This is a genomic window from Sphingobacterium psychroaquaticum (assembly GCF_004421025.1).
In the GTDB taxonomy this organism is placed as follows: domain Bacteria; phylum Bacteroidota; class Bacteroidia; order Sphingobacteriales; family Sphingobacteriaceae; genus Sphingobacterium; species Sphingobacterium psychroaquaticum.
The window spans coordinates 2,476,187-2,500,272 of sequence record NZ_CP038029.1 but is presented as its reverse complement, the minus strand read 5'-3'; the positions used below and the strand labels follow the sequence as shown (position 1 = coordinate 2,500,272).

General features: G+C 41.7%; 20 protein-coding genes. 11 read left to right on the top strand and 9 right to left on the bottom strand.

All coding sequences use genetic code 11. The features are described from left to right. Positions 1 to 416: 416 nt before the first annotated feature. Complete coding sequence (gene xerD / locus E2P86_RS10570) at positions 417 to 1,310, bottom strand: site-specific tyrosine recombinase XerD (RefSeq protein ID WP_134434037.1); 894 nt, start codon at positions 1,308 to 1,310, stop codon at positions 417 to 419. 191 nt (positions 1,311 to 1,501) lie between these two features. Between xerD and E2P86_RS10565 the strand changes: the two genes are divergently transcribed. Then, the gene (locus E2P86_RS10565; RefSeq protein WP_134432880.1) at positions 1,502 to 4,357 is read left to right on the top strand and encodes a M16 family metallopeptidase; all 2,856 of its coding nucleotides are present in this window, start codon (positions 1,502 to 1,504) and stop codon (positions 4,355 to 4,357) included. Between the two features lie 130 nt (positions 4,358 to 4,487). Here the strand turns inward: E2P86_RS10565 and E2P86_RS10560 are convergent, their stop codons facing one another. After that, positions 4,488 to 5,348 (bottom strand): sigma-70 family RNA polymerase sigma factor, encoded by an 861-nt coding sequence (locus tag E2P86_RS10560; protein WP_085471636.1) that lies wholly within the window; start codon positions 5,346 to 5,348, stop codon positions 4,488 to 4,490. Positions 5,349 to 5,689: 341 nt separating this feature from the next. On the opposite strand from E2P86_RS10560, the gene E2P86_RS10555 reads away from it, so the two are divergent. Further along, on the top strand, positions 5,690 to 5,905 hold the full coding sequence (locus E2P86_RS10555) for a helix-turn-helix domain-containing protein (protein ID WP_085471637.1): 216 nt from the start codon (positions 5,690 to 5,692) through the stop codon (positions 5,903 to 5,905). On the opposite strand, the gene fmt is transcribed toward E2P86_RS10555, so the two are convergent. Then, complete coding sequence (gene fmt / locus E2P86_RS10550) at positions 5,906 to 6,823, bottom strand: methionyl-tRNA formyltransferase (RefSeq protein ID WP_134432878.1); 918 nt, start codon at positions 6,821 to 6,823, stop codon at positions 5,906 to 5,908. Between the two features lie 60 nt (positions 6,824 to 6,883). Between fmt and E2P86_RS10545 the strand changes: the two genes are divergently transcribed. From E2P86_RS10545 to E2P86_RS10535, 3 genes are all read left to right on the top strand, one after another. Continuing rightward, a complete protein-coding gene (locus E2P86_RS10545; protein ID WP_240775493.1) occupies positions 6,884 to 8,125 on the top strand; it encodes an ABC transporter permease in 1,242 nt (413 codons plus the stop codon). Between the two features lie 123 nt (positions 8,126 to 8,248). Further along, complete coding sequence (locus E2P86_RS10540; protein WP_134432874.1) at positions 8,249 to 10,405, top strand: cation:proton antiporter; 2,157 nt, start codon at positions 8,249 to 8,251, stop codon at positions 10,403 to 10,405. An 11-nt stretch (positions 10,406 to 10,416) separates the two neighbouring features. Continuing rightward, positions 10,417 to 10,674, top strand: a complete 258-nt coding sequence (locus E2P86_RS10535; protein ID WP_134432872.1) for a hypothetical protein — start codon at positions 10,417 to 10,419, stop codon at positions 10,672 to 10,674. A 1-nt stretch (position 10,675) separates the two neighbouring features. Here E2P86_RS10535 and E2P86_RS10530 read toward each other — a convergent pair whose 3' ends face one another. Beyond that, entirely contained in the window at positions 10,676 to 11,707 is a 1,032-nt protein-coding gene (locus tag E2P86_RS10530; RefSeq protein ID WP_240775492.1) for a LacI family DNA-binding transcriptional regulator, read from the bottom strand. Positions 11,708 to 11,787: 80 nt separating this feature from the next. On the opposite strand from E2P86_RS10530, the gene E2P86_RS10525 reads away from it, so the two are divergent. Genes E2P86_RS10525 through E2P86_RS10515 form a run of 3 tightly spaced genes read left to right on the top strand, consistent with a single transcriptional unit; the run spans position 11,788 to position 16,339 of the window. Further along, positions 11,788 to 13,272 carry a xylulokinase gene (locus E2P86_RS10525; RefSeq protein ID WP_134432870.1) on the top strand — a complete coding sequence of 495 codons (1,485 nt, stop codon included), beginning with the start codon at positions 11,788 to 11,790 and terminating at the stop codon, positions 13,270 to 13,272. Between the two features lie 6 nt (positions 13,273 to 13,278). Continuing rightward, positions 13,279 to 14,607 carry a xylose isomerase gene (gene xylA / locus E2P86_RS10520; protein WP_134432868.1) on the top strand — a complete coding sequence of 443 codons (1,329 nt, stop codon included), beginning with the start codon at positions 13,279 to 13,281 and terminating at the stop codon, positions 14,605 to 14,607. Positions 14,608 to 14,656: 49 nt separating this feature from the next. Next, positions 14,657 to 16,339, top strand: a complete 1,683-nt coding sequence (locus E2P86_RS10515) for a sodium/sugar symporter (protein WP_085471645.1) — start codon at positions 14,657 to 14,659, stop codon at positions 16,337 to 16,339. Between the two features lie 87 nt (positions 16,340 to 16,426). Here E2P86_RS10515 and E2P86_RS10510 read toward each other — a convergent pair whose 3' ends face one another. Continuing rightward, positions 16,427 to 17,014 (bottom strand): sugar O-acetyltransferase, encoded by a 588-nt coding sequence (locus E2P86_RS10510; protein ID WP_134432866.1) that lies wholly within the window; start codon positions 17,012 to 17,014, stop codon positions 16,427 to 16,429. Between the two features lie 178 nt (positions 17,015 to 17,192). On the opposite strand from E2P86_RS10510, the gene E2P86_RS10505 reads away from it, so the two are divergent. Then, entirely contained in the window at positions 17,193 to 18,650 is a 1,458-nt protein-coding gene (locus E2P86_RS10505) for an aminoacyl-histidine dipeptidase (protein WP_134432864.1), read from the top strand. Between the two features lie 63 nt (positions 18,651 to 18,713). Here the strand turns inward: E2P86_RS10505 and E2P86_RS10500 are convergent, their stop codons facing one another. Further along, positions 18,714 to 19,346, bottom strand: coding sequence for a nitroreductase family protein (locus E2P86_RS10500; RefSeq protein WP_085471648.1), 633 nt, complete (start codon positions 19,344 to 19,346; stop codon positions 18,714 to 18,716). Positions 19,347 to 19,348: 2 nt separating this feature from the next. After that, positions 19,349 to 19,954, bottom strand: a complete 606-nt coding sequence (locus E2P86_RS10495) for a TetR/AcrR family transcriptional regulator (RefSeq protein ID WP_134432862.1) — start codon at positions 19,952 to 19,954, stop codon at positions 19,349 to 19,351. A 180-nt stretch (positions 19,955 to 20,134) separates the two neighbouring features. On the opposite strand from E2P86_RS10495, the gene E2P86_RS10490 reads away from it, so the two are divergent. Further along, the gene (locus tag E2P86_RS10490) at positions 20,135 to 20,932 is read left to right on the top strand and encodes a patatin-like phospholipase family protein (protein WP_134432860.1); all 798 of its coding nucleotides are present in this window, start codon (positions 20,135 to 20,137) and stop codon (positions 20,930 to 20,932) included. Position 20,933: 1 nt separating this feature from the next. Here E2P86_RS10490 and ygiD read toward each other — a convergent pair whose 3' ends face one another. Together ygiD and E2P86_RS10480 are read right to left on the bottom strand one after the other, a co-directional pair. Further along, the gene (gene ygiD / locus E2P86_RS10485) at positions 20,934 to 21,815 is read right to left on the bottom strand and encodes a 4,5-DOPA-extradiol-dioxygenase (protein WP_134432858.1); all 882 of its coding nucleotides are present in this window, start codon (positions 21,813 to 21,815) and stop codon (positions 20,934 to 20,936) included. Positions 21,816 to 21,817: 2 nt separating this feature from the next. After that, positions 21,818 to 23,431 carry a DUF4139 domain-containing protein gene (locus E2P86_RS10480; RefSeq protein ID WP_134432856.1) on the bottom strand — a complete coding sequence of 538 codons (1,614 nt, stop codon included), beginning with the start codon at positions 23,429 to 23,431 and terminating at the stop codon, positions 21,818 to 21,820. A 249-nt stretch (positions 23,432 to 23,680) separates the two neighbouring features. Here E2P86_RS10480 and E2P86_RS10475 point away from each other — a divergent pair, with 249 nt between their 5' ends. Then, positions 23,681 to 24,070: a hypothetical protein gene (locus E2P86_RS10475; protein ID WP_134432854.1), complete on the top strand. Its 390-nt coding sequence runs from the start codon at positions 23,681 to 23,683 to the stop codon at positions 24,068 to 24,070. The last annotated feature ends 16 nt before the right edge of the window (positions 24,071 to 24,086 follow it).

Here is a 24,086-nt window from a genome sequence, read left to right as displayed (position 1 = left end):
TTGAGTTTTTATATAAATAATGGATCGTTTATATAAAAAGGCAAGGCGGGTCCTTGTTTCCGTTTTGAACAACTAGGGGTGAGGTCAGTGGAAAGTGCGGCTCCAGCTTGTCCTCGGTAAATATTAAATGTGATTGCGCCGTAATAGAAACGACAGCATAATGGGTGTCTAGGGCTAATTGATGCGCGACGAACCAACATAGTGAACATCCGTCGTCTGTGGTCTGCTTTTCGTTGTCGCAACTCGAATCACAGTGGTTGTGATTGGTATTATGCGTGTACTGCAAGCCCGCTGCTAAGAAAATACTACTTAGCGAAAAGAATAGGACGATATAAATACAAGCCTTGCGGAACATCAATGGCACAAAGATATTCTAAATGCAACACTATTGCAAATTAAATTAAACAAAGTTGCATTTAAGATCGCGGGTGATATTGGGTGATAATAGATTGCAGGTAATCGCGGTCAATGTGTGTGTATATTTCTGTTGTGGTAATGCTTTCATGTCCCAGCATATCTTGAACCGCACGAAGGTCGGCTCCACCTTCAACCAGGTGTGAGGCAAAAGAATGTCGAAAGGTGTGTGGGCTTATGGTTTTTGTGAGGCCAATCTTCTTGGCTAAGTCTTTAATAATAAGAAACACCATAACGCGGGATAATTGTGCGCCACGACGATTGAGGAACACGATATCTTCAAAACCGGCTTTGATAGGACCTTTTGCGCGCACCTCATTAAGGTATATTTTAAGGTATTTAATGGCTTGTTGTCCGATTGGAATCAATCGCTCTTTGTTGCCCTTGCCTTCGACCTTAATAAATTCGACATCTAAAAATAAGTTTGATATTTTTAGATTAACAAGTTCCGATACACGGAGGCCACAACCGTAAAGTAATTCCAATATCGTTTTGTTGCGCATCCCTTCTGCAGTAGAAAGATCTATGGCGCCAATAAGGGCATCGATTTCCTGAATATTGAGGACACTTGGTACTTTACGGTTTAAGCGAGGTGCTTCTATATGTTCAGCAGGGTTTGTGGCTATGAGGTATTCAATCTGGAGGAAAGCAAAAAATGTCTTTAGTCCCGAAAGTAACCTTGCCTGTGTATACGGTGATATATGAAAGTCATTTATAAATAGGAGGAACTGCTGTAGGTTCCGAGTTTGAATAGCATCAAGTGGCAATTGCGTATAGGTACAATAGCTTTCTAATTTATTTACGTCATTTAGATACGCCTCGATGGAGTTATTGGATAGCCCGCGCTCCAACTGTAAGTAGCGTTTAAAGTCCTTTTTCGCAATATCCCAATTCATCATATAAACTTAAATAAATATGTTCTTATCTGCAATTATTAATCGGGACTCCCTTATACTTTAGGCGTTGAATTCTTTTTTGTAGCACTTTATTTCTTGTCAAGTCTTGTTATGTAAAATTATTGTTTGTTGATAAGTTATATTATGGAATTTTCGTAGGTTTACGCCGATAATTATAGATATAATTCTAGATGAAAATTATAAAACCTATTGCATTAGCATTTTTATTGCCTACGGCGCTTGGTGCCGTGAAGGCGTCGCCGACGAGTATGACGTATGAAGCACGAACAATTCTTGTTCAGGATACTGCATCCTGGAACAAAGTTTTGCCTTTCGATCAGGAAGTTAAGACAGGCAAATTAAAGAATGGCTTTCAGTATTACATCCGTAAGAATGTGGAGCCTAAGGACCGTGTAACGATGTACTTGGCAAATAAAGTTGGGTCAGTATTGGAAACGGAGCAACAATTGGGTTTAGCGCACTTTTTAGAGCATATGAACTTCAATGGGTTGAAACATTTTCCTAAAAATGCATTGGTAGATTATTTACAGAAAGCAGGTGTCCGTTTCGGAAGTGACCTGAATGCTTATACAGGTTTTGACCAAACGGTTTATCAGTTGCCGATCCCTTCGGATGATGCCGATTTATTGAAAAACGGACTTCAGGTTATGCGCGACTGGGCACAGGACGCATTATTAACAGACGAGGAGATTGATAAAGAGCGTGGTATTATCTTAGAAGAGATGCGTGGCGGCCGTGGTGCACAGCAACGTATGCGGGATAAGTTTTTGCCGGTGATGTTGAACAACTCATTGTATGCTAATCGCCTGCCGATCGGTACAGAAGAAAGTATTAAAAACTTCCCTTATTCAGAGTTGCGCAATTTCCATCAACAATGGTACCGTCCAGACCTTCAAGCCTTGATTATCGTAGGTGATATTGATGTGGCACAGATGGAAAAAGAGGTGGTGCGTTTATTTTCTGATTTGAAAATGCCTGCTAATCCACAAAAACGTACAGAACTGACTGTTCCTTTGCTGAATAAAAATCAGTTTTTAGCCGTTACCGATCCAGAGATGACCTACACGATGGGGCAGATTACGATCAAGCATCCTGAAGAGAAGGTAAAGACGGTGAGTGATTTACGTAGAGGGTTGCTGAAAGCGGTATATAACAGCATGTTGAGTGCACGTTTAGGGGAGTTAGGTCAATCGGCAACGCCACCATTCTTACAAGCTAGTGTTGGTATCGGTGGGTTCCTTGGCGGTCTAGATGCGTATAATGCTTTTTTTGTTGCAAAACCGAAGGAATTTGAATTGGGCTTTAAGGCATTGGTTCGCGAATTAGAGCGAGTTCAAAAATATGGCTTTACAGAGACCGAATTTAAACGTACGGTAGCTGCGTTTAATAAAGGGAATGAAACATCCTATATCGAGCGTAGTAAGAAAAAATCGGATAATTATGTAAATAGTTACCTAAATAACTTCTTGGAAGGTAGTCCCGCATTAAGTAACGAGGATAGTTATCAATTAAATAAACAATTGTTGCCGACTTTAACACGCCAAGAAGTAGAGGCAGTAGGGAAAGAATTCTATCTGGATGTAAATCGTGATATCATCATTATGGCTCCAGATAATGAAAAAGCGAGTCTGCCAACGGAACAACAGGTAAATACGTGGTTTAACGAAGTAGAGCGTGAGAATATTACCGCTTACGTTGATAAAGTATCTGATCTGCCTTTACTGGCGAAGGTGCCGGCTAAAGGTACTATTACTTCAACCAAGGCGATTCCTGCGATTGAAGCCAAAGAATTGGTTTTGAGTAATGGCGTTAAGGTAATTTTAAAGCCAACGACATTCAAGAACGATGAGATCTTAATCAGTGCATTCAGTCCTGGTGGTACTTCGTTGTACAGTGACCAAGATTATTACTCGGCCGCACAAGCAGGTGATTTAGTGAACAGCAGTGGGGTAGGTCAGTTGAATACGATCGAATTGCAGAAGTATATGACAGGCAAGAACGTGAACATCAACCCATATTTGAGCGAAAGAACAGAAGGTCTTTCTGGTTATTCAGATAAAGAGGGATTGAAGACTGCTTTTGAACTGATCAATGGTTATTTTACAGCGCCACGTATTGAAGATGATGTCTTTAAAAGTACCATTACTAAGGCGAAGTCGATGATCGTGAATAGAGAAAGTAATCCAAACTTCGTTTTCAGTAAGAATGTTATGGAAAGCCTGTATAGCGGTAACATTCGTCGTGTTCCAATCTCTAACGAAGGCGTGGAGAAAATTGATCAGCAACGTGCTTTAGCCATCTTCAAAGAGCGTTTCGCTGATGCTTCAGATTTTGTCTTTACCATTGTAGGGTCATTTACAGAAGAGGAAATTAAGCCATACTTGGAGCAATACATCGCTTCTTTGCCTAGCTTAAAACGTAATGAGCAAGCAAAAGATCTGGGTATTTATGAGCCAAATAAAGGCTTTGAAAAAGTAGTACATAAAGGGCAGGATCAAAAAGCAATGGCTGTTTTGACTTACTATGGCGATTATAAATTCGGCGAAGTCGAGAACTTGAATTTAAATGCTTTAGAAAGCGTCTTGTCCATTAAACTTATCGAACGCTTGCGTGAAGAGGAAAGTGGTGTCTATGGTACATCTGCCAGAGCGACAACATCTAAGTATCCGAAAAACAGATTTAGTATGACTGTTTCTTTTGGTACAGGGGTAGAGAAATACAAGGGTTTAATGAATTCTACCATGGATGAAATCAATAAGGTGAAGAAGAACGGTCCTTCTGCCACTGATTTGGAGAAATTCAAGATCGAACAACGCCGTCAGTTGGAGCTTTCGGTGAAGGAAAACAAATTCTGGTTGAGTCAGATCTCCAGCGCCTACCAGCGGAATGAGGATCCAACGTATATTACACGTTACCTAAAGGATTTGGATAAAGTGACGGTAGAGTCGGTGAAAGATATTGCCAACCGTTATTTGAATGAAGAACATTTGTTTAAGTTTATCCTTCTACCGGACGAGGTTAAATAGTAATAAAATAAAAAACGTAGAGGCACATTTTATACCTTTTGGTTTCGTGTCTCTACTTCTTTATAAGAATATCAAGACAAAAAAAAGCGCAGTTTATTCAACTGCGCTTTTACATTTTCCGGCTAGCTTACTAGCCTAAATAAGATTTTAATATTTTGCTACGCGAAGTGTGGCGTAAACGTTGAAGAGCTTTGTCTTTAATTTGGCGTACACGTTCTCTCGTCAGGCTAAATTTTTCACCGATTTCCTCTAATGATAATTGGTGGTTGGTGCCTAGACCGAAGAACAATACGATAATTTCACGCTCACGTTCCGTCAAAGTCGCCAAAGAGCGCTTAATTTCTTCAGATAGTGATTCGTCGATAAGTAAGCTATCTGTATCTGGATCGCTATTTTCCAAAACATCCAACAGGGTATTTTCTTCCCCTTGAACAAATGGAGCATCCATAGATACATGTCTTCCTGAATTACTTAGTGTGTCTGACACTTTGTCAACCGTAGTCTCCAAGATGTCAGCTAATTCTTCAGGAGAAGGCTCACGCTCGTATTCCTGTTCTAATTTTGAAAAAGCCTTGCTGATTTTACTCAAGGACCCCACTTGGTTTAGGGGTAAACGTACGATACGCGATTGTTCAGCAATAGCCTGCAAAATTGACTGACGAATCCACCATACAGCGTAAGAGATAAATTTAAAACCTTTTGTCTCATCGAAACGTTTTGCTGCTTTAATTAGGCCTAAATTGCCCTCATTAATCAAATCGCCTAAGGTAAGGCCCTGATTTTGGTACTGCTTAGCAACAGAAACAACGAACCTCAAGTTGGTTTTTGTCAATTTTTCTAAAGCAACTTGGTCTCCTTCGCGAATGCGTTGTGCCAAGATTACTTCTTCTTCCGCGGTAATTAAGTCGACTTTACCAATCTCGTGCAAGTACTTGTCTAACGACTGTGACTCACGATTGGTAATGGATTGTGTAATTTTGAGCTGTCTCATTTAATGTATTAAATACCTTTCTTTTGAAATGTCTGCAAAAATAGTAAATTTCTACGAAAATACCTTCATGTGGATGTAAATTAATTACTCAGTATGAGGTAGTTAAGAAAAGAAGTTTAGCTATCTGTATACAGCAAAAATTATTCCAATTTCTCATAGTTTATTAGTGATAACTCGATGAATCCTGTTTTGTTTGCTTATTATTCAAAAAGTTACACAGGGTAACTGGTTTATCGTTAGTGTTTTGACTTTCAAATGATTTTTTTTGAATGTCAATAAAACAATTACGTAAAATGATTGTTATCTTTTTAATTGTTTAAATTTTTAAATAAATAACTGATATGCCAATTAAAATCCATCTCGATAGCCTCATGTCAAAGAAGAAAATTTCGTTGAACGAACTGAGCCAGAAAGTGGGTATTACGCTCTCGAATCTTTCGATTATAAAGAATCAAAAATCCAAGGCTATCCGTATGAGCACATTGGATGCGCTCTGTAAAGCCTTGGACTGCCAACCGGGGGATCTGCTGGAGTACGTGCCAGCTGAAGGCGAATAACTAGTCGAATCGATATCCGCGAAGGAACTCGTCGATCTGCATACGTCTTTTTCCTTCGATTTGGAGTGATTTGATGCGTATGGAGCCATTTGCCGTCGCAAATGCTAAATAATTCTTATGGTCTGTGTGGTATGCACCAGGCGCTAATCCTTCTATTTTCTCCGATTTCTCCGTTTCATAAATCTTAAGGACCTTCTGACTCAGATGTGTATATGCAGTTGGATACGGGCTTAAACCTCGGATAAAATTATACACCTTTTCAGTCGGTTGATTCCAGTTGATTTCACAATCCTCCTTAAATATTTTGGGCGCATGGTGTAGGGTTTCTACAGGGATATCTGCTTGCGGTATAGGAGTTATTGTACCTGCTTCCAATCCTTTGACCGTTTTTAACAACGTCCGCGCACCAGCTGCCATTAACTTGTCATGCACGGTGCCCGCATTGTCATCTGCCAAAATGTCCACCTCTTCGCTGAAGAGAATATTTCCAGTATCAATTTCGTGCTGCAACAAGAAGGTGGTGACCCCCGTTTTCTCTTCGCCGTTAATAATGGCATGGTTTATTGGGGCTGCACCGCGGTATTGCGGAAGGAGTGAGGCATGCACATTGATGGTTCCTTTAGGTGGCATGGACCACACGAGCTCAGGTAGCATCCGGAAGGCAACGACAACTTGTAAGTCTGCTTTTAGGTCGCGAAGTTCTTGCACAAATAATGGATCACGTAGTTTTACAGGCTGTAAGACAGGTATATCGTGTGCTTTTGCAAAGACTTTAACAGCAGATTCATGCATCTTTTGTCCTCGGCCTGCTGGTTTGTCTGGTGTAGTTACTACAGCGACAACATGAGCGCCATCGTTTAATAAAGCTTGTAGTGAAGCAACAGCAAAATCGGGAGTACCCATGAAGATTATACGCATACGTTCAGTAGAATATTCTATTTTCTTAGAAATAGTGGTAAGTGACAAAAATTATTAACTTTGCGAAGGTACAAATTAATTTTCAGCTTGAATTTTCCTTACTTTTTAGCGAAGCGGATTACTATTACAGGGCAACGAACTTTCTCCAAATTGATTGTACGTGTCACTATTGGTGCCTTAGCCTTGGCTATTACCGCCATAATACTTTCGGTAGCGATCCTGACTGGCTTTAAGACCGAGATTATTGAAAAGCAGAGAGGGTTTTTCGGTGATATTATCGTTTCAAAAAATGATCTGAACAGCTCCTTTGAGAATACCCCAATCAGCTTATCTGATGCGCAGCTTAACGAGATAAAAAAAATCCCTAATATTGTCAATATAAGTCCTTTTGCCACCAAAGCAGGGATTATGAATGTGAAAGGTGAGGTTGAAGGGGTGTTATTGAAAGGAATTGGTGCGTCGTATAATCAAAAATACCTCGCAAGAAACATCAAAGAGGGCGACACTTTGAATTTTGCCCAAGATCCCAATACCCAGATTCTTATTTCGGAGATGCTTGCGAAACGTTTGCATTTAAAGGTCGGGGATAAATTCGTTATGTTCTTTATTCAAGAGCCGATCCGTAAACGTCCTTTTACCGTGAAAGGAATTTATGCGACGAACTCGGAGGAACTCGATAAAACATATGTTATCGGTTCGTTGGATTTGATCCGACGATTAAATGACCTAGCTACCGATGAGGTTGGTGCGTATGAAATCCGGATAGCATCATTCGATTCGTTAGAACGGGTAACACAGGTGCTGAACGACGAACTCCCGCTGCGTCTCCATGCGACCAATATTATTGAACAGATGCCCGATATTTTCAACTGGCTGAGCATGTTGGATATGAACGATAACATCATATTCGTGCTTATGGTCGTGGTAGCGGCAATTAATATGATATCATCCTTGCTGATTAGTATCTTAGAACGCTCTTCGATGATAGGGATCCTAAAAGCGTTAGGTTATAATAATGCAGGCATACGGCGTGTTTTCTTCTTTAATTCCATGTATTTGATTGGATATGGATTGCTTATTGGGAATATTATAGCCTTGTCACTCTATGTTTTCCAATCATACACCCATTTTTTTACGCTCGACCCAGCGACATACTATATTGACTATGTGCCGATGTCCATCATGTGGTATGAAGTGCTAGGCTTAAACCTGGCTGTCATGATTATTGGTTTGTTGACACTGTTTATTCCATCCATGTTGATTAGTCGAATTTCTCCTGTCAAAACTATTCAGTTTAAATAGTGTTTTCTCCCTGTGGCAATGTCACAATATTGGGCAAACGAAGCCCTAGATTAGGATTTGGGGCTAAATTTTAGTAATTTACTAGCCGTATACAAGTCAAACATTAAACTGTAATATTTGCGTATGGATAAATTACTGCATCACATTTCCGAAGCTTTCTCAACACCAATAACCAATCCTGTATTGGTTTTTACGGTGATCTTAACTATTATTCTTATTTCTCCCATCATCCTTAGACCCATCAAAGTACCGGGTATTATCGGATTGATTTTGTTTGGCGTACTCTTGGGGCCTCATGGCTTAAATTGGTTGAGCAAAATAGATAAAGTTACACTAGAAGGCAGCGGTGTAGATGCGATAGATTTGTTCTCCACCATTGGTCTACTCTATATTATGTTTATTGCTGGATTAGAGTTGGATATGAATGAATTTAAGAAGACAAAGAATAAAAGTTTGCTCTTTGGATTCTTTACGTTTATTATTCCAATTATGATTGGTTTTCCGGTGTGTTATTATTTGCTGAACTACGATTTTTTACCCAGCATTTTGATTGCGAGTATGTTTGCAACGCATACCTTGGTAACCTATCCGATTGTAAACAGTTATGGTATTTCTAAGCATGAAGCAGTAGCGATTACAATAGGTGGAACAATTTTGACCGATACAGCGGTATTGATTATTCTAGCCGTGGTAACCGGCGCTTCGCAGGGAGCGCTCAACCAGGAATTTTGGGTTACCCTGGGGGTATCCTTTACCATATTCTTGTTTATTATGTTTGGTGTTATCCCGCGTATCGCCAAATGGTTTTTCCAACGGATTGAGGCCGAAAAAACGGCACATTATATCTTTGTACTTGCCGTCGTTTTCTTTGCGGCCTTCCTCTCGGAACTTGCCGGCCTGGAGCCTATTATCGGAGCCTTTGTGGCGGGACTGGCGCTGAATAAGCTTATTCCGCATTCATCCGCTTTGATGAATCGTATTGAGTTTATCGGAAATGCGATTTTCATCCCCTTTTTCCTGATTTCTGTGGGGATGATTGTAGATGTGAGCGTACTCACTAAAGGGCCGATGGCCCTTATTATTGCCGGTACGCTGACATTGGTTGCCGTAACCGGTAAATTCCTTGCTGCAACAGCCACTCAGTTGGTCTTTAAGTATACCAAGAATCAACGTAACCTTATCTTTGGACTGAGTAATGCGCATGCCGCTGCAACGCTCGCTATTATTATGGTCGGGTATGAAAAGGAGATTATCGATGAAAATGTATTAAATGGTACCATTGTTTTGATTCTCGTTACCTGTATTATTGCTTCGATTGTGACCGAAAATGCATCGAAGAAAATTGTGATGGAGGGACATCAACACGATACACATAAAGAGCATGTCGAAGAGCATGAAGAGCGGATCTTGATTCCTATTGCGAATCTAGCGAATATGGAGCCTATATTGGACTTTGCTACGCTTATTAAATCGAAGAAATCTCACCATCCGCTGCATATTCTCAGTGTAGTACCCGATAATGAAGAAGCAGAACGAAATACGCTCAATGCGCGTAAAAATCTGGACAGTATGGTTCGATATGCGTCTGGCTCAGAAACGGAAGTCGAGATCTTGACGACGTTAGACCACAACATCGGAAGTGGTATTGGTCGTACCTCGAAAGAGCTATTTGCAGATTGTATTATTCTGGGCTGGCCGAGTGCCACTTCGTTTATTGAGAAGATTGTAGGAGAGAAGGCGGAGAGTATTCTGAACCGCACCAATACAAACTTGTTCATGTGTCGCCTGGATAAACCTTTCCTTTCCCACAAATCAATTACAGTTTTTGTTCCGCCACTGGCAGAGTCAGAGACAGGGTTTGTCTATTGGATGGAAAAAATTCTGCGTTTAGGACAAGAGCTTTCTTTACCTGTTATGTATGTGTGCGGTACCCGCACACAACGTGCGATTGAAACGCTGCTGGATCAGCTGAAATCGAGTGTGCCTGCAGGTTTTAGTAACTACGAAGACTGGGATAACATTTATGGTTTAGCAACCTTTAGTAACACCGATTCATTGCTCGTCTTTGTATCGGCGCGTTACGGCGAAGTTTCCTACCGCGACTCTTTGGATGGCTTGGCACGTCGTGTCGGTCGATACTATCAAAATCAGAATTTAATCTTGATTTTCCCAAGCCGTGTAGAGAACCAACATATTGACGATTACGAGAATGTGCAAATGGCACCGATCTTTAGAAAGATTAGTCGAGAGATTGGAAACATGTTTAATAAAGAAAAATAATAAAAGTCGTAATGGACTATAATAAGATCCCTTCATTTATCCGTGAATCGGTTATCTTAGATGCCAGTGATTTGTCTCGATTAGCGTCGATCGACCATATACCAAGCGATCAAGAGGTCGATGCGATTCGGAGCATACCTGAGATTCAGGAATTATTGAATGCCTTTATTGGTGATGTATCGACACGGACAACACATTTAGAGATAAAAGCAAAAGAACGTATCGCGGCCAATGACATACCGATGGCGTGGAAAGTGCTGTTGCTTTAATTTATTTTTTTGTTGACTCACGTTCCAAAAGGAGCGGCGTCAATACCACCTGCTCATCCGGTGCTATTGCTTTGCTTTTATCCAAAAGCTTGAGAAACAGTTTGGCACATTCATTTCCCATCTGCACCGCTTGTTGGTCAATGGTCGTTAAGCTGGGGATAATATGTTCGGAGAAGCTTTGATTGGCAAATCCGATTACGCCGATAGTAGGCGGTGTTATTTCATGTTTGTGCAGGGCTTTTATTATGCCCAGGGCAACAAAATCATCTCCACCTATTATGGCATCAGGACGATCTTTCTCTTGTAACAATTGATTCGTGCCGATAAAGCCACCGTCTACACTCAGGTCGCCGAGGATGATAAACTCGGGACGTAATTTTAACTTGGCCTCTTTAATTGCACGCTGGTAGCCTGCATAGCGTTCTTGGAATATCTTTATTTGATGTGTGGTCGTTATATAGGCTATTTTTCGATAACCTTGATCAATAAGATGCTTGGTCGCCATATAACCGGCATATTCATCATCGATCGTAACGGATGGCGATCGTAATAAGTCGTGCGTACGGTCAAAAATTAATAGCGGTTTACCTTCTTCCTTCACTTTTTCAAAATGGGACACCTCATCGGTCTCCAAGGATAACGATGCTATAATACCGTCTGCCTGGGCTTCCAGAAGGGTATCGACACCTCTTTGCTCAGACTCCAACGATTCATTTGATTGATACAATATGATGCTATATCCAAACCGCTTTAGATATTTTTCTAACGCATGAACCACCGTGGCAAAGAAATGAATTTGAGCGCTCGGCACGATAACACCGATAATATAGGTTTTCCCGGAGGTTAAAGAAGAGGCCACCTTATTGGGGCGGTAGTTCATCTTCTTTGCCATAGCCACCACAGCCTCTCTAGTCGAGTCACTGATCGAAGAAATGTTATTTAATGCACGAGATACTGTTGATACGGTGATATTCAGCTCTTTAGCGATATCATAAATGGTTGTTTTTTTAGCCACGGTTAGAAGTAATTCCAAAAAGTTTTTGTAAATATAAATAAATATAAATACTTTTATGCAAGCGGTTGCGCTAACACAAAAAAACCTTACCATTATCTATGCTATTATTGGGAATTGATTTAGGGACCTCATCGGTTAAAGTGTCTGTTGTAGATGCGGAAACACAGTTATGCTTGGCTTCGGCAACATATCCAGAGAAAGAGGCGGAAATTATTAGTCTGAAGCCCGATTGGGCTGAGCAAAATCCAAACCTGTGGTGGTCGTATACCCAAGAAGCGATTCGCAAGGTAAACGCGTCCCAAACCTACAATCCCAAGGATATACAAGCCATTGGTATTGCCTATCAAATGCACGGCTTAGTCGTCGTCGACAAAGATCATAAAGTGCTCCGTGACGCTATTATCTGGTGCGACAGTCGTGCCGTTGAGACAGGCAATAAAGCGATGACGGAACTGGAGCCAACAGGCTTTTTGCATAGTCACCTCAATTCCCCAGGAAATTTTACAGCCTCTAAACTAGCGTGGGTAAAGGAAAATGAGCCGGCTCTATACGCACAGATCTATAAGTTTATGTTGCCGGGGGATTTCTTGAGCATGTGTTTTACGGGACATATCACGACAAATCCAAGCGCCCTCTCGGAAGGTGTGCTGTGGAATTTTGAACAGAATAGATTATCGACCGAACTATTGTCCTACTACGGGGTAGACGAAGCATTGGTTCCTACTATTAATCCCGTTTTTTCGAATTATGGATACGTAACGAAAGACGTTGCTCAAGCGCTTGGCTTCGGTGCGCATGTCGTCGTGACCTATAAAGCCGGAGACCAACCCAACAACGCTTTATCGCTAAATGTACGTAAGCCTGGCGAGGTTGCTGCAACCGGTGGCACATCCGGCGTTATATATGCCGTGGATGACCACTTGATTTACGATAAAGCTTCACGCGTCAATACATTTGCACATGTAAATCATAGCAAATCAGCGGTTAATGTGGGGGTGCTGCTCTGTATTAATGGAACAGGGATTCAGAACAGTTGGATCCGTAAGATTACAGGGATTGATGTGGACTATGCGACCATGAATGCGCAGGCAGGAGAGGTTGCTATCGGTGCTGATGGTTTACGGATGCTGCCCTTTGGAAATGGTGCCGAACGAATGTTGGGAAACCGCACACTAGGTGGATCCATGGAGCACCTAGACTTTGTGCGCCATACACCAGCTCATTTGTGGCGAGCAGCCCAAGAAGGGATTGCTTTTTCGTTTCGCTACGGGCTTGATATCCTTCGAGAGAACGGTTTGTCGCCCACTGTAATTCGTGCCGGACATACTAACCTTTTTTTGAGTCCGTTGTTTCGGTCTGCTTTTGTTGATGTTACAGGGATCCCTGTGGAATTATATAATAATGATGGAAGTGTCGGGGCGGCTTTAGGTGCAGGAATTGGTGCACAGGTGTTTTCCGATCAAGAAGAAGCTTTTAACGGCTTGAAAAAAGTATTAGCGGTGGAGGTCAGCTCCAATGCAGATGCGTATGAAGCTTTATACCAAGAATGGAAATTAATTTTAGATTATAAATTATCAAACTAATATTTTATGCAGGTTTTATTGGGTGAACAGATCTATTTTAAGGGAATTGATCAAATTAAATACGAAGGCGTAGCGTCAACTAATCCATTAGCTTTTAGATGGTATGATGCTGATCGCGTGGTGGCGGGAAAGCGAATGGAAGATCATTTTAAATTTGCTTGCGCATATTGGCATTCCTTTAATGCCAATGGTAGCGATCCTTTTGGAGGACCGACACATTTTTTTGCATGGGATCAGAAAACAGATCCGATTGCGCGCGCGAAAGATAAAATGGATGCCGCTTTTGAGTTTATGACCAAAATGCAGTTTCCATATTACTGTTTTCATGATGTGGACTTGGTCGATTATGGTGACGATATCCAGGAGAATGAGCGCCGCTTGGGGGCTATTGTAGATTATGCAAAGCAGAAACAAGCCGATAGTGGTATCAAACTCCTATGGGGAACGGCAAATCTGTTTAGTCATCACCGCTATATGAATGGTGCCGCGACCAACCCTGACTTTCACGTGTTATCACATGCCGGCGCACAGGTTCAGGCGGCTTTGGATGCAACTATAGCCTTAGGCGGTGAGAATTATGTTTTTTGGGGTGGCCGGGAAGGCTATATGTCTTTGTTGAACACCAATATGAAGCGGGAGCAAGAACATTTGGCGCGTTTCTTACATATGGCGAAAGATTATGCACGTGCGCGCGGCTTTAAAGGGACCTTCTTTATTGAACCAAAACCATGTGAACCGACGAAGCACCAATACGATTACGACGCAGCGACGGTGATCGGTTTCTTACGTCAATTTGATCTGTTGGATGACTTTAAGTTAAACCTGGAAGTAAATCATGCAACCCTTGCGGGCCATACTTTCCAACACGAATTGCAGGTTGCAGCCGATGCAAACCTACTGGGATCGATCGATGCCAATCGCGGGGATTACCAAAATGGTTGGGATACGGATCAATTTCCGACAGATCTTAACGAGTTGACAGAGTCACTTTTGATTATTTTGGAAGCAGGTGGATTGCGTGGTGGAGGGGTGAACTTCGATGCAAAGATACGCCGTAACTCTACGGATCCTGCCGATCTGTTCTATGCGCATATCGGCGGAATGGACAATTTTGCGCGGGCCTTGGTAATTGCGGATAATATATTACAACAATCGGAGTATCGGGAGTTCCGTAAGCAACGTTATAGCAGTTTTGATTCCGGAAAAGGAGCCGATTTTGAGGCTGGAATCTTATCCTTGGAGGACCTTCGTACATGGGCTATTCAAGCAGGGGAACCAACTTTGAAAAGCGGAAAACAAGAGTTTTTGGAAAATTTAATTAATAGATTCATTTAATATTTCTAATCATTTACTACTTTAGCACAAAGATCAACTTAAACCAACTATGAACAATGTTTTATCCACTCCAGATTATCTGGTTTTTCTATTCTATTTTGTTGTCGTGGCCTCTTATGGTATTTGGGTGTATTACAAAAAGCGATCGAAGGTCGTCGGTGGTGACTCCAAAGATTATTTTCTTGCCGAAGGGTCATTGACATGGTGGGCCATCGGTGCTTCTCTTATTGCATCTAATATTTCTGCCGAGCAATTTATAGGGATGAGTGGATCGGGCTTTAAAATGGGGCTTGCTATTGCTACGTATGAGTGGATGGCAGCAATTACACTTATAATTGTAGCTGTTTTCTTTATTCCGGTGTACCTTAAGAATAAGATTTTCACCATGCCGCAGTTTTTGCATAAGCGCTACAACAGTACCGTAGCGATGATTATGGCTGTTTTTTGGCTTATGTTATATGTGGTAGTCAACCTTACATCGATTCTCTACTTAGGTGCATTAGCCGTCAGTAGTATTTCAGGATTTAGCCTGGAGATGTGTATGTATCTGATTGCTATTTTTGCAGTTATCATCACGTTGGGAGGAATGAAAGTAATCGGCTATACCGATGTTATTCAAGTTTTCTTTCTCATTTTAGGCGGTTTGGCAACAACGTATCTTGCTTTTAACCTGGTATCTGAGCATTACGGTGGTAATGGGATTCTAAATGGTTATGGTATCATGGTCGATAAAGCTTCAGAACACTTTCATATGATCCTTAAACAGGATAACGAAAACTATTTAGACCTTCCAGGCCTATCTGTTCTGATCGGTGGTATGTGGATCGTCAACTTAAATTACTGGGGCTGTAATCAATATATTACGCAACGCGCTTTAGGAGCTGATTTAAAGACTGCACGTAATGGACTTTTGTTCGCTGCATTCTTAAAGCTTTTAATGCCAATTATTGTTGTACTTCCGGGTATTGCTGCGTATGTATTATGGAAAGACGGTCTCTTTCAAGCAGAGATGTTGCAAGGCGGTGAGGTCAATCCCGATCGTGCTTATCCTGTCTTATTGAACTTGCTTCCTGCAGGATTGAAAGGGCTTTCTTTTGCGGCGTTGACAGCTGCTGTCGTGGCTTCTCTTGCCGGAAAGGCGAATAGTATCGCAACGATCTTTACCCTGGATATTTACCAAAAGGTATTTAGGAAAGATGCTAGTGAGCGCAATCTTGTTAATATCGGTAAGATTGTGATTATCGTATCTATGATATTAGCAGTACTTATTGCACCACATTTGGGTATCGATAAGAAGGGGGGCTTCCAATATATCCAGGAGTACACCGGATTTGTTTCTCCGGGTATTTTTGCGATGTTTATCTTGGGCTTCTTCTGGAAGAAAACAACATCCAATGCAGCGCTCTTTGCAACGATAGGTGGTTTCCTACTTTCTGTTCTTTTTAAATTTATGCCAGGTTTTGTCGATCTTTCTTTCTTGAGTTCAACAGGCTTTTCTGTCTTGAATCCAGCAAGTGGCGTATATGAGATTCCGTTCTTAGATCGAATGGGTTTTGTGTTCTTGATATGTATTGTCGGAATGTATCTGATTAGTCGTGTTGAGAACGCACGTGGTGTCGTGCCAAATGGTCTGGAAGTAGATACCAAAATGTTTAAGGCACACCCTGGCTTCGTTGCTGGTGCTTTGCTAGTGGTATTTATAACAGCTGCATTATATATTATTTATTGGTAGGAAATAGGGGGTAGTTTGTTGTTGGTAAATCGACAGGCTCCATATGACAAAAGCAGTCATGTTGAGCCTGTCGATTTTTTTGTCTTATTACTGTCCACCCACAGGCGCGCGATCTGCTTCGGTAATTTCTCGTAATACGCGGCAAGGGTTTCCAACAGCAACAACGTTGGCTGGTATATCCTTCGTAACCACGGATCCTGCGCCAATCACCGTATTCTCACCAATAGTTACACCCGGATTAATAACGGTATGACCACCGATCCAAACGCGATCGCCAATGGCGATGGGCTTAGCGAATTCCCAACCTGCAACACGTGGTTCAGGGTGGATCGGGTGTGAGGCCGTAAATAAAGATACGTTTGGACCTATCAGAACATCATCTCCAAAATGAACGGGTGCAGAATCGAGAATCGTGAGGTTGTAATTGGCGTAAAAATTTTCCCCCAATCGAATATTATATCCGTAATCACAACGGAACGGAGGTTCAATAAAAAATCGACTTCCGGTTTCTTTGAATAGGCCTTTAAGGAGCTGATTTCGAGCTTTTATTTTAGAAGGAGCGAGGTTGTTATACAGAAATAGTTGTTCTTTGGCATGTTGTCGCTGATCAAATAATTCACGCCCCATAGGGATATAAGGCTCACCCATTGTCATTTTTTCCTTGTCCGATTTCATCCTTCAAACATACATAAATTCATGGTTACGTCTTGTATGCGCGATAAAGAAAATAGAAGCCTCGCTCGGTAAGTCAAGTGGGCCAGATCTTGTAAAATGGAATGTAAACGATTTATATCCTGCTCATGATGGGCAAAGGCGAATAAGATTTGTTAAATTTGTAGAAATGGAGTAAGCTATGAATTTAAAGATAGATCAATTAGAGCCAACAGCTGTTTGGACACACTTTAATGCCTTAAATGCCGTGCCACGTGCCTCAAAAAAAGAGGAACGGGTGATTCAATTTATGTTGGATTTTGGAAAGACATTAAACTTAAAGACCGAAAAGGACGCTGTCGGAAATGTTATAATAAGAAAACCCGCGACACCAGGTATGGAAGATCGTAAAGGGGTGGTGCTACAATCGCATTTAGATATGGTGCATCAAAAAAATAACGATACCGTGTTTGATTTTGACACACAAGGTATCGCCATGTTTGTTGATGGAGATTGGGTTAAAGCAGAAGGAACAACGTTGGGAGCCGATAATGGAGTTGGTGTTGCCGCTATTATGGCAATTCTTGCATCCACTGATATCGCTCACCCAGCTATTGAGGCTTTGTTTACAATCGATGAAGAAACAGGAATGACCGGTGCAAAGGGATTACAGGGCGGTGTGTTGACCGGAGATATCCTCTTGAATCTCGATACGGAGGAAGATACAGAAATTGATATTGGTTGTGCCGGAGGGATTGACGTGACAGCGGAATTAAAATATGTATCAGAGGATGTAGACGCGGATGTTATTGGTTATCAAATTACGGTCAAAGGTCTACATGGCGGACATTCAGGGATTGAGATACACAAAGGTTTGGGGAATGCGAATAAGATATTAAACCGAATTTTGTTTGAGTCGCAGCTTCACAACGTGCGTGTGGCTACCATCCATGGCGGTGGTCTGCGCAATGCAATTCCTCGGGAGGCGACCGCGGTGGTGACGGTTCCTGCGGAAAACAAAACCGAATTTATGGCGACAGTTACGCAATTGACTGAGGTGATTAAGACGGAGTTCAAAACAGTAGATGCGGGATTAGAGATTGTGGTTGAAGCGATCGAAACGCCGACTATCGTGATACCTGTGGCGGTGCAGTATGCTTTGTTGCGTGCCCTTTATGCGGCGCCGAATGGTGTTTACCGGATGAGCGCGGACTTCGCTGATCTAGTAGAGACATCCAATAATGTGGCTCGCGTTGAGGTAGGCGATGGTAAAGTCAGTATAAAATGTCTGACACGCTCTTCGGTAGAATCATCAAAAATGGATTTAGCGACCGCTCTTAAAGCTACATTTGAGTTAATGGGAGCGACGGTCTCTTTTTCTGGGGATTACCCAGGCTGGACACCTAATGCTAATTCTCCAATACTGGCGACGCTAACATCGACATATGAGCGTTTGTTTAATGAAAGCCCAGATGTAGTGGCTTGTCATGCCGGATTAGAGTGCGGTATTTTAGGTACGAACTATCCGGAAATGGACATGATTTCTTTTGGCCCTACAATTTTGGGAGCGCACTCACCGCAAGAACGCGCTTCGATCTCGTCGGTACAGAAGTTTTGGAAATTTCTACTGGAGATCTTGAAAGATATTCCTAAAAAATAAATACGAAAGCCCCATTCCTAAGAATGGGGCTTCGCTTTTGTTTCAATATATAGTAAATAGTAACTAGCTTAAGTTGATAACAAAGTCTTCTTTAGGGATACGTACTTTTTTCATATTCACTAACCAGTCGTTTTCAACGTCGCGGTAACCTAATGCTAAAATCGTAACAGATTTAAGCCCTAATTTGTCAAGACCCAATAAGGCATCCACCTCATCGTTTACGAAACCTTCCATTGGTGTCGCATCAATATGTAATTCAGCGGCCGCAGCAATCGCCAGACCGAAGCCAATGTAAGCTTGACGTGCTGCATGTTGGAAATGTTGGTCTTTCGACTGCTTTTCGAAACTTCCCCACAACATATTTTTGTAGTCGTTAGCGAAACCTGCTGGCAATCCACGCTCTACTTCTTGTTGCGCAAAAACAGCATCAACACGCTCTTTTGTGTATTCGTCGTATGCCGCAAAAACAAGCAGGTGCGAAGCATCTACAATCTGACTTTGGTTGTAAGCAACAGGTTGAATCTTCGCTTTTAATTCCGGATTTGAAATTTCAATAATTCTAAAAGGGTGTAAACCCGAAGAAGTTGGTGCTAAGCGCGCTGCTTCTACGATGTAATCAATTTTTTCTTGCGCAACAGCTTGACCATTCATCTTTTTTGTTGCGTATCGCCACTGTAAATCTTCTACTAGACTCATTTTTATTTTTTGTTAATTAATGTAAATATAAAACTGTCTACAGCGTCCTTAAAGGTTGCTGTAGGTTCTTTTGATATGCTATTATGTGATAATAATTCAATAGCGATAAAACCATGTAATGTTGACCAAAGGGTTTTCATTTTGAGCATTTTATCTACTTCTTGATTATCATTTGCAACCACGACCGCCTCAATGACCTCTAACATGAGCATCGACATATCGCGCATTTCTGCCACGCTGTTAATCGTTTCACATGTTGGAATACCTAGCCCAAACATAATCTTATAGTGCTCGGTCTGTTGCGCCGCAAAATGCCAGTAGGCATGGGCTAACTGGGTTAACTGCGTAACCGAGGCGTCTACATCCGTAACCGAGGTGCGTAGCTGTGCCGTCAATGCACGGAAGCCTTCTTTGGTGAAATATTCCAGGATCGCCTCTTTGTTTTCAAAGTACTTGTAAATAACAGGAACACTGTATTCAATCGCTTCGGCAATCCGTCGGATAGAAAGTGCCTGCCAACCTTCACGCTCAATGATAGCCCATGATTGCGCAATGATTTGATCTCTTAATTCCTCCTGTTGTCGTGCTTTTCTTTCGCTTAAACCCATGTTTGTTTGAACATTTAGTTAACACTGTTAGCAAAAGTAAGGACATTATTTTTTCTGGAAAAGAGGAGACTTTAAAAAATACATTTTCTTGACATTTGCGGTCCTATTAGTATATTTATAAAGCAATATGCATGCAAGGGTGGTAAGAAGTTTAATTGTTATGCTTGAACGCGATTGAATATGGTTAAAGACAAGAAAAGTAAGAAAAAAGTATCCTTAGTGCTAGGGAGTGGTGGCGCCCGTGGTCTAACGCAGATCGGGGTTATTCGGTATTTGGAGGAGGAGGGCTACGAGGTGGATGAAATTATTGGCTGCTCGATTGGCTCCTTAATAGGTGGTGCATTTGCTTGTGGGAGCGTCTATCGACTGGCCGATTGGATGCAACAACTCACGAAGACTCAAGTATTTCGCTTGATGGACTTTTCAAACTCTAGGCAGGGCTTACTTCGGGGGACGCGCGTTTTGAATACGCTGCAAGATATCTTCTCCGACATCGATATAGAGGATTTACCGCAACGTTATGTGGCAGTGGCGACAGACCTGGCGCATGAGCGTGAGGTTTTGTTTGAAAAAGGAAGCTTGTATGATGCTATTCGGGCTTCGATCGCGATCCCCGGTGTTTTTCTTGGGGTAGCGCGCGATAATACCTTTTTAGTCGATGGGGGCGTCCTCAATCCGTTGCCTGTGAATCACGTTTCGAATAAAGAGAATCTTATTGTTGCTGTAAATTTAGAAGGCGCATATACGGAGCCGAGGATAATCCCTAGTAAATTGAATGCGATGGAGATTCTTCAAGAGTCTTATTTTGCCATGCGGAGGCGTTTGATTTCTTTGACCATCGACCGCAACCAACCCGATTATTTGATTGATATTTCGCACGATGCGGCCGGTATCTGGGATTTCCATCGGGCGCATGAGCTTATTGAAATTGGATATAAAGAGGCTAAGCGTGTGTTCGCTCAGCCCCAAATAGTATAATTTAACCAATTTTTATTGATGTCATCGTGAGGGAGCCTCCAACAGGGCTATCGTTAAAAATTTCGATGGCTTCGTTCTTCTCTTGCAAGGCGAGACTATATAAAAGAGGCAGGTAATGTTCAGGCGTCGGAATAGCCAGATCAAATTCTTTACCTTGTTGGCGAAAGTTTATGAGTGCCTGATGGTTACCATCGGCAATAAATTCTTTCATTTTAGTATTGGCCTCCAGAGCCCAGTCAAATCCGTAAGTGGTGTTCAGGTGTTGCCACGATACCATCCGGAGATTATGAACCATGTTGCCGCTACCAATAATAAGGACACCTTTATGCCGTAATCTGGAAAGCTCTTGCGCTAAGGCATAATGATAGGATGCAGGTTGTGTATAATCGATACTCATTTGAATAATCGGCACATCAGCGTTGGGGTAAAGGTGTTTTACGACCGACCAAGAGCCGTGATCCAACCCCCATTTATCATCGAGATGCACTTCCGTCTGGGTTATCAATTGCTGGGTCGCTTTGGCCAACTCAGGACTTCCCGGGGCAGGATATTGCACATCAAATAATGCTTGTGGAAAGCCCCCAAAATCATGTATCGTGGGTGGGTTGTCCATAGCAGTCACCAAGGTGCCTCGTGTCTCCCAATGTGCGGAGATGACCAGAATCGCAGTAGGTTTGACAATTTCTTGACCTAGCTTTCGAAACGAAGTCACAAATTCGTTTTCTTCGATTGCATTCATAGGATTCCCATGTCCTAAGAACAGGACCGGCATTTTTGCGGTAGACGCACCTTCGCTTAAAAAGCGGTTTAGTTTATGTAAAGGCATAGCAGCCCCAGCAAATGGAATTGCGGAGGCTGCTATGATAAATTGTTTTCTGTTCATCTTTAATAGATCGTAACTTGTTTGTCTTTTGGATATTTCACCGTATAGCCAAATTTAAGCTTTTTTGTAGATCCGGGTGCAATATTGACATTCCAGGTAACAATCCCCGTTTCCTTATCGATAGATGCTCCGCTGGTTTCGTCCACCGTAACTTCGATTGTTTTATCGGTCGATATCGGGAATTGGTCTTGCACAGTAAGATCAACACCAGATTTTTTATTGTTCTTAATTGAGATTTCGTAAACAATAGATTGACGCTTGCTGCTGCCTAGAATTTTACTTTGCGACAGATCATTCATACGTTCACGTTTGACAGCTATCATCTTATCGCGGCCCATGCTTAATTTGAGCGTGTCGTTGTTGGTGTAAGGATTGATATACGTTTTGCCCACCAGCATATTCTCAAACATCACGTTGGCTTGTCCGGGAATTAAGTTTAATTTTTCATAATCTGTTAATTCCGCAACCAAGAAAACATCCTGCTGCACCTGTGGTGCTACAAAGTATTCGTAGTTAGCTGGCTGTGCATACTCTTTTAGACTCACACTATGTTGCTTCCCGTTGGATGCAATCGTATATGGGATATCCACATCAAAAGTAGTGCTGAGTTGGTTTTCTGTTTGTTGCACGTAGTTTCCAAGGGCTTTACTGGATAATTTTGCTTCTTTGGCAACGGCACCTGTCACCACAACCTCATCCATCAGCATATTTGCCTGTGGCGACGCAACACCTCTAATGCGTATATTATTCGGATTATTAAAGTATAAGAGCCATGGTGTTAGCGTTGGTGCAATGCCACCTTGAGTAGGATTGCTGGTCGACAGACGAAGTTTTACTTGATTCCAGTCTACACCAGTTTGTTGTAAGACATTCGCTTTATAAACAATCTGTAAAGGGCTCTTGGTATCGTTTGCACGTAAGTCATACGAAGCATTCCAACCTGCATTGTTAGCCATATAGGATATTTGAAACGGTTGTGTACCCGCTTGATTGGCCATCACCTGCACGATAAGTTGTCCGCCCGTACCTGATGTTTGTCCTTTAACCTCGTTGAATTGAATGAGGGCTTTGTTGACAATCGCCTGCTGTGTCTCAATCTTTTCTTCCAGCGCGGTGATATTGTTTTTTACTTCCAAATATTTAGGCTTGTAATATTCGGTCATCTTCATCAGTTCCGCCACAGAGGTGCTGCTGTTGTCGCCACCGATCTTTTGATTTTGTTCCAGAAGCTTTAATAGGCTTTCTTCGGTTATTTTTTGATTTTGAAGGCTTTTTAAGGCAGATGTTGCTTTTTTATAATTGCCTTCGACTTCGGTATATTGTGCCGTTTTTACATCTGTCTCCAAGTAATTCAGTGCGGGGCGTACGGAAAGAACGGTCACCGAACCATTCGTGCCTACCTGGATGCTATTTTCATCTATACTATTGGCGACATGCGTAAACACAATTTCACTCGTGCCAGTAGGCAGTTGTACCGAGGCGGTGTGGTTCATCTCTGCGGCATTGGTAAAAACAGTAACGTCTTTTAATTCTGCTTTTGTACTATTAGTTTTCTGTGCGAACGAGACCTGAGCGGCCATGAGGCTACAGAAGAGTAAGAAAGAGTTCTTCATCATTTTTGTTTAAGATCTTGATGTATATATCGCCGTAATTCCATATGTAAACAAATACATTTTCTTTACGAGTTGTTTGTGTATGGACTGTTTTTATTGAAAAAGGATTAATCGGAGAGGAGGTATTATGTATTTAGGAACAATATTTATCTTACCTTACATTACTGTTTGCTACCGCATATTTTCCTAATCCACCTCTTGATTTTAAAGAAATATTGCCGTATTTTTAAGAAATCCAATCCGCGGCTAATTATGTTTAGAAAACTCATCTTTTTGGATAACCAACAAATTGGAGCCATAGATTTTCAAGCCTATATTATTGAGTTAAAAGGACAAAAGACTGCCTTCGCCCTATTTATGAATCAACTGCAAACACCATTGATTTGCTATTCCATCGGGACTAAAAACCAAGTGCACTTTGCGATAGATGATGAACAGTTCAGCTGGATTGTACGGAACAGCCTCATCGATCCGCAAGAAAAGAGCGAGATCTATAAGAAATTTGATGTTTTTGTGCGTCAGGTCGAGGTACAAGCAGCCAACTATTTTTTTAGAGAGGCGCAAATGAAATACTTTTCAAGCTCCGATTTATTAGCTCGATATGGCCAATGTTATATCGAAAGCAAAGAAAGCTTAACATAAATTATGCGTCAGAAAA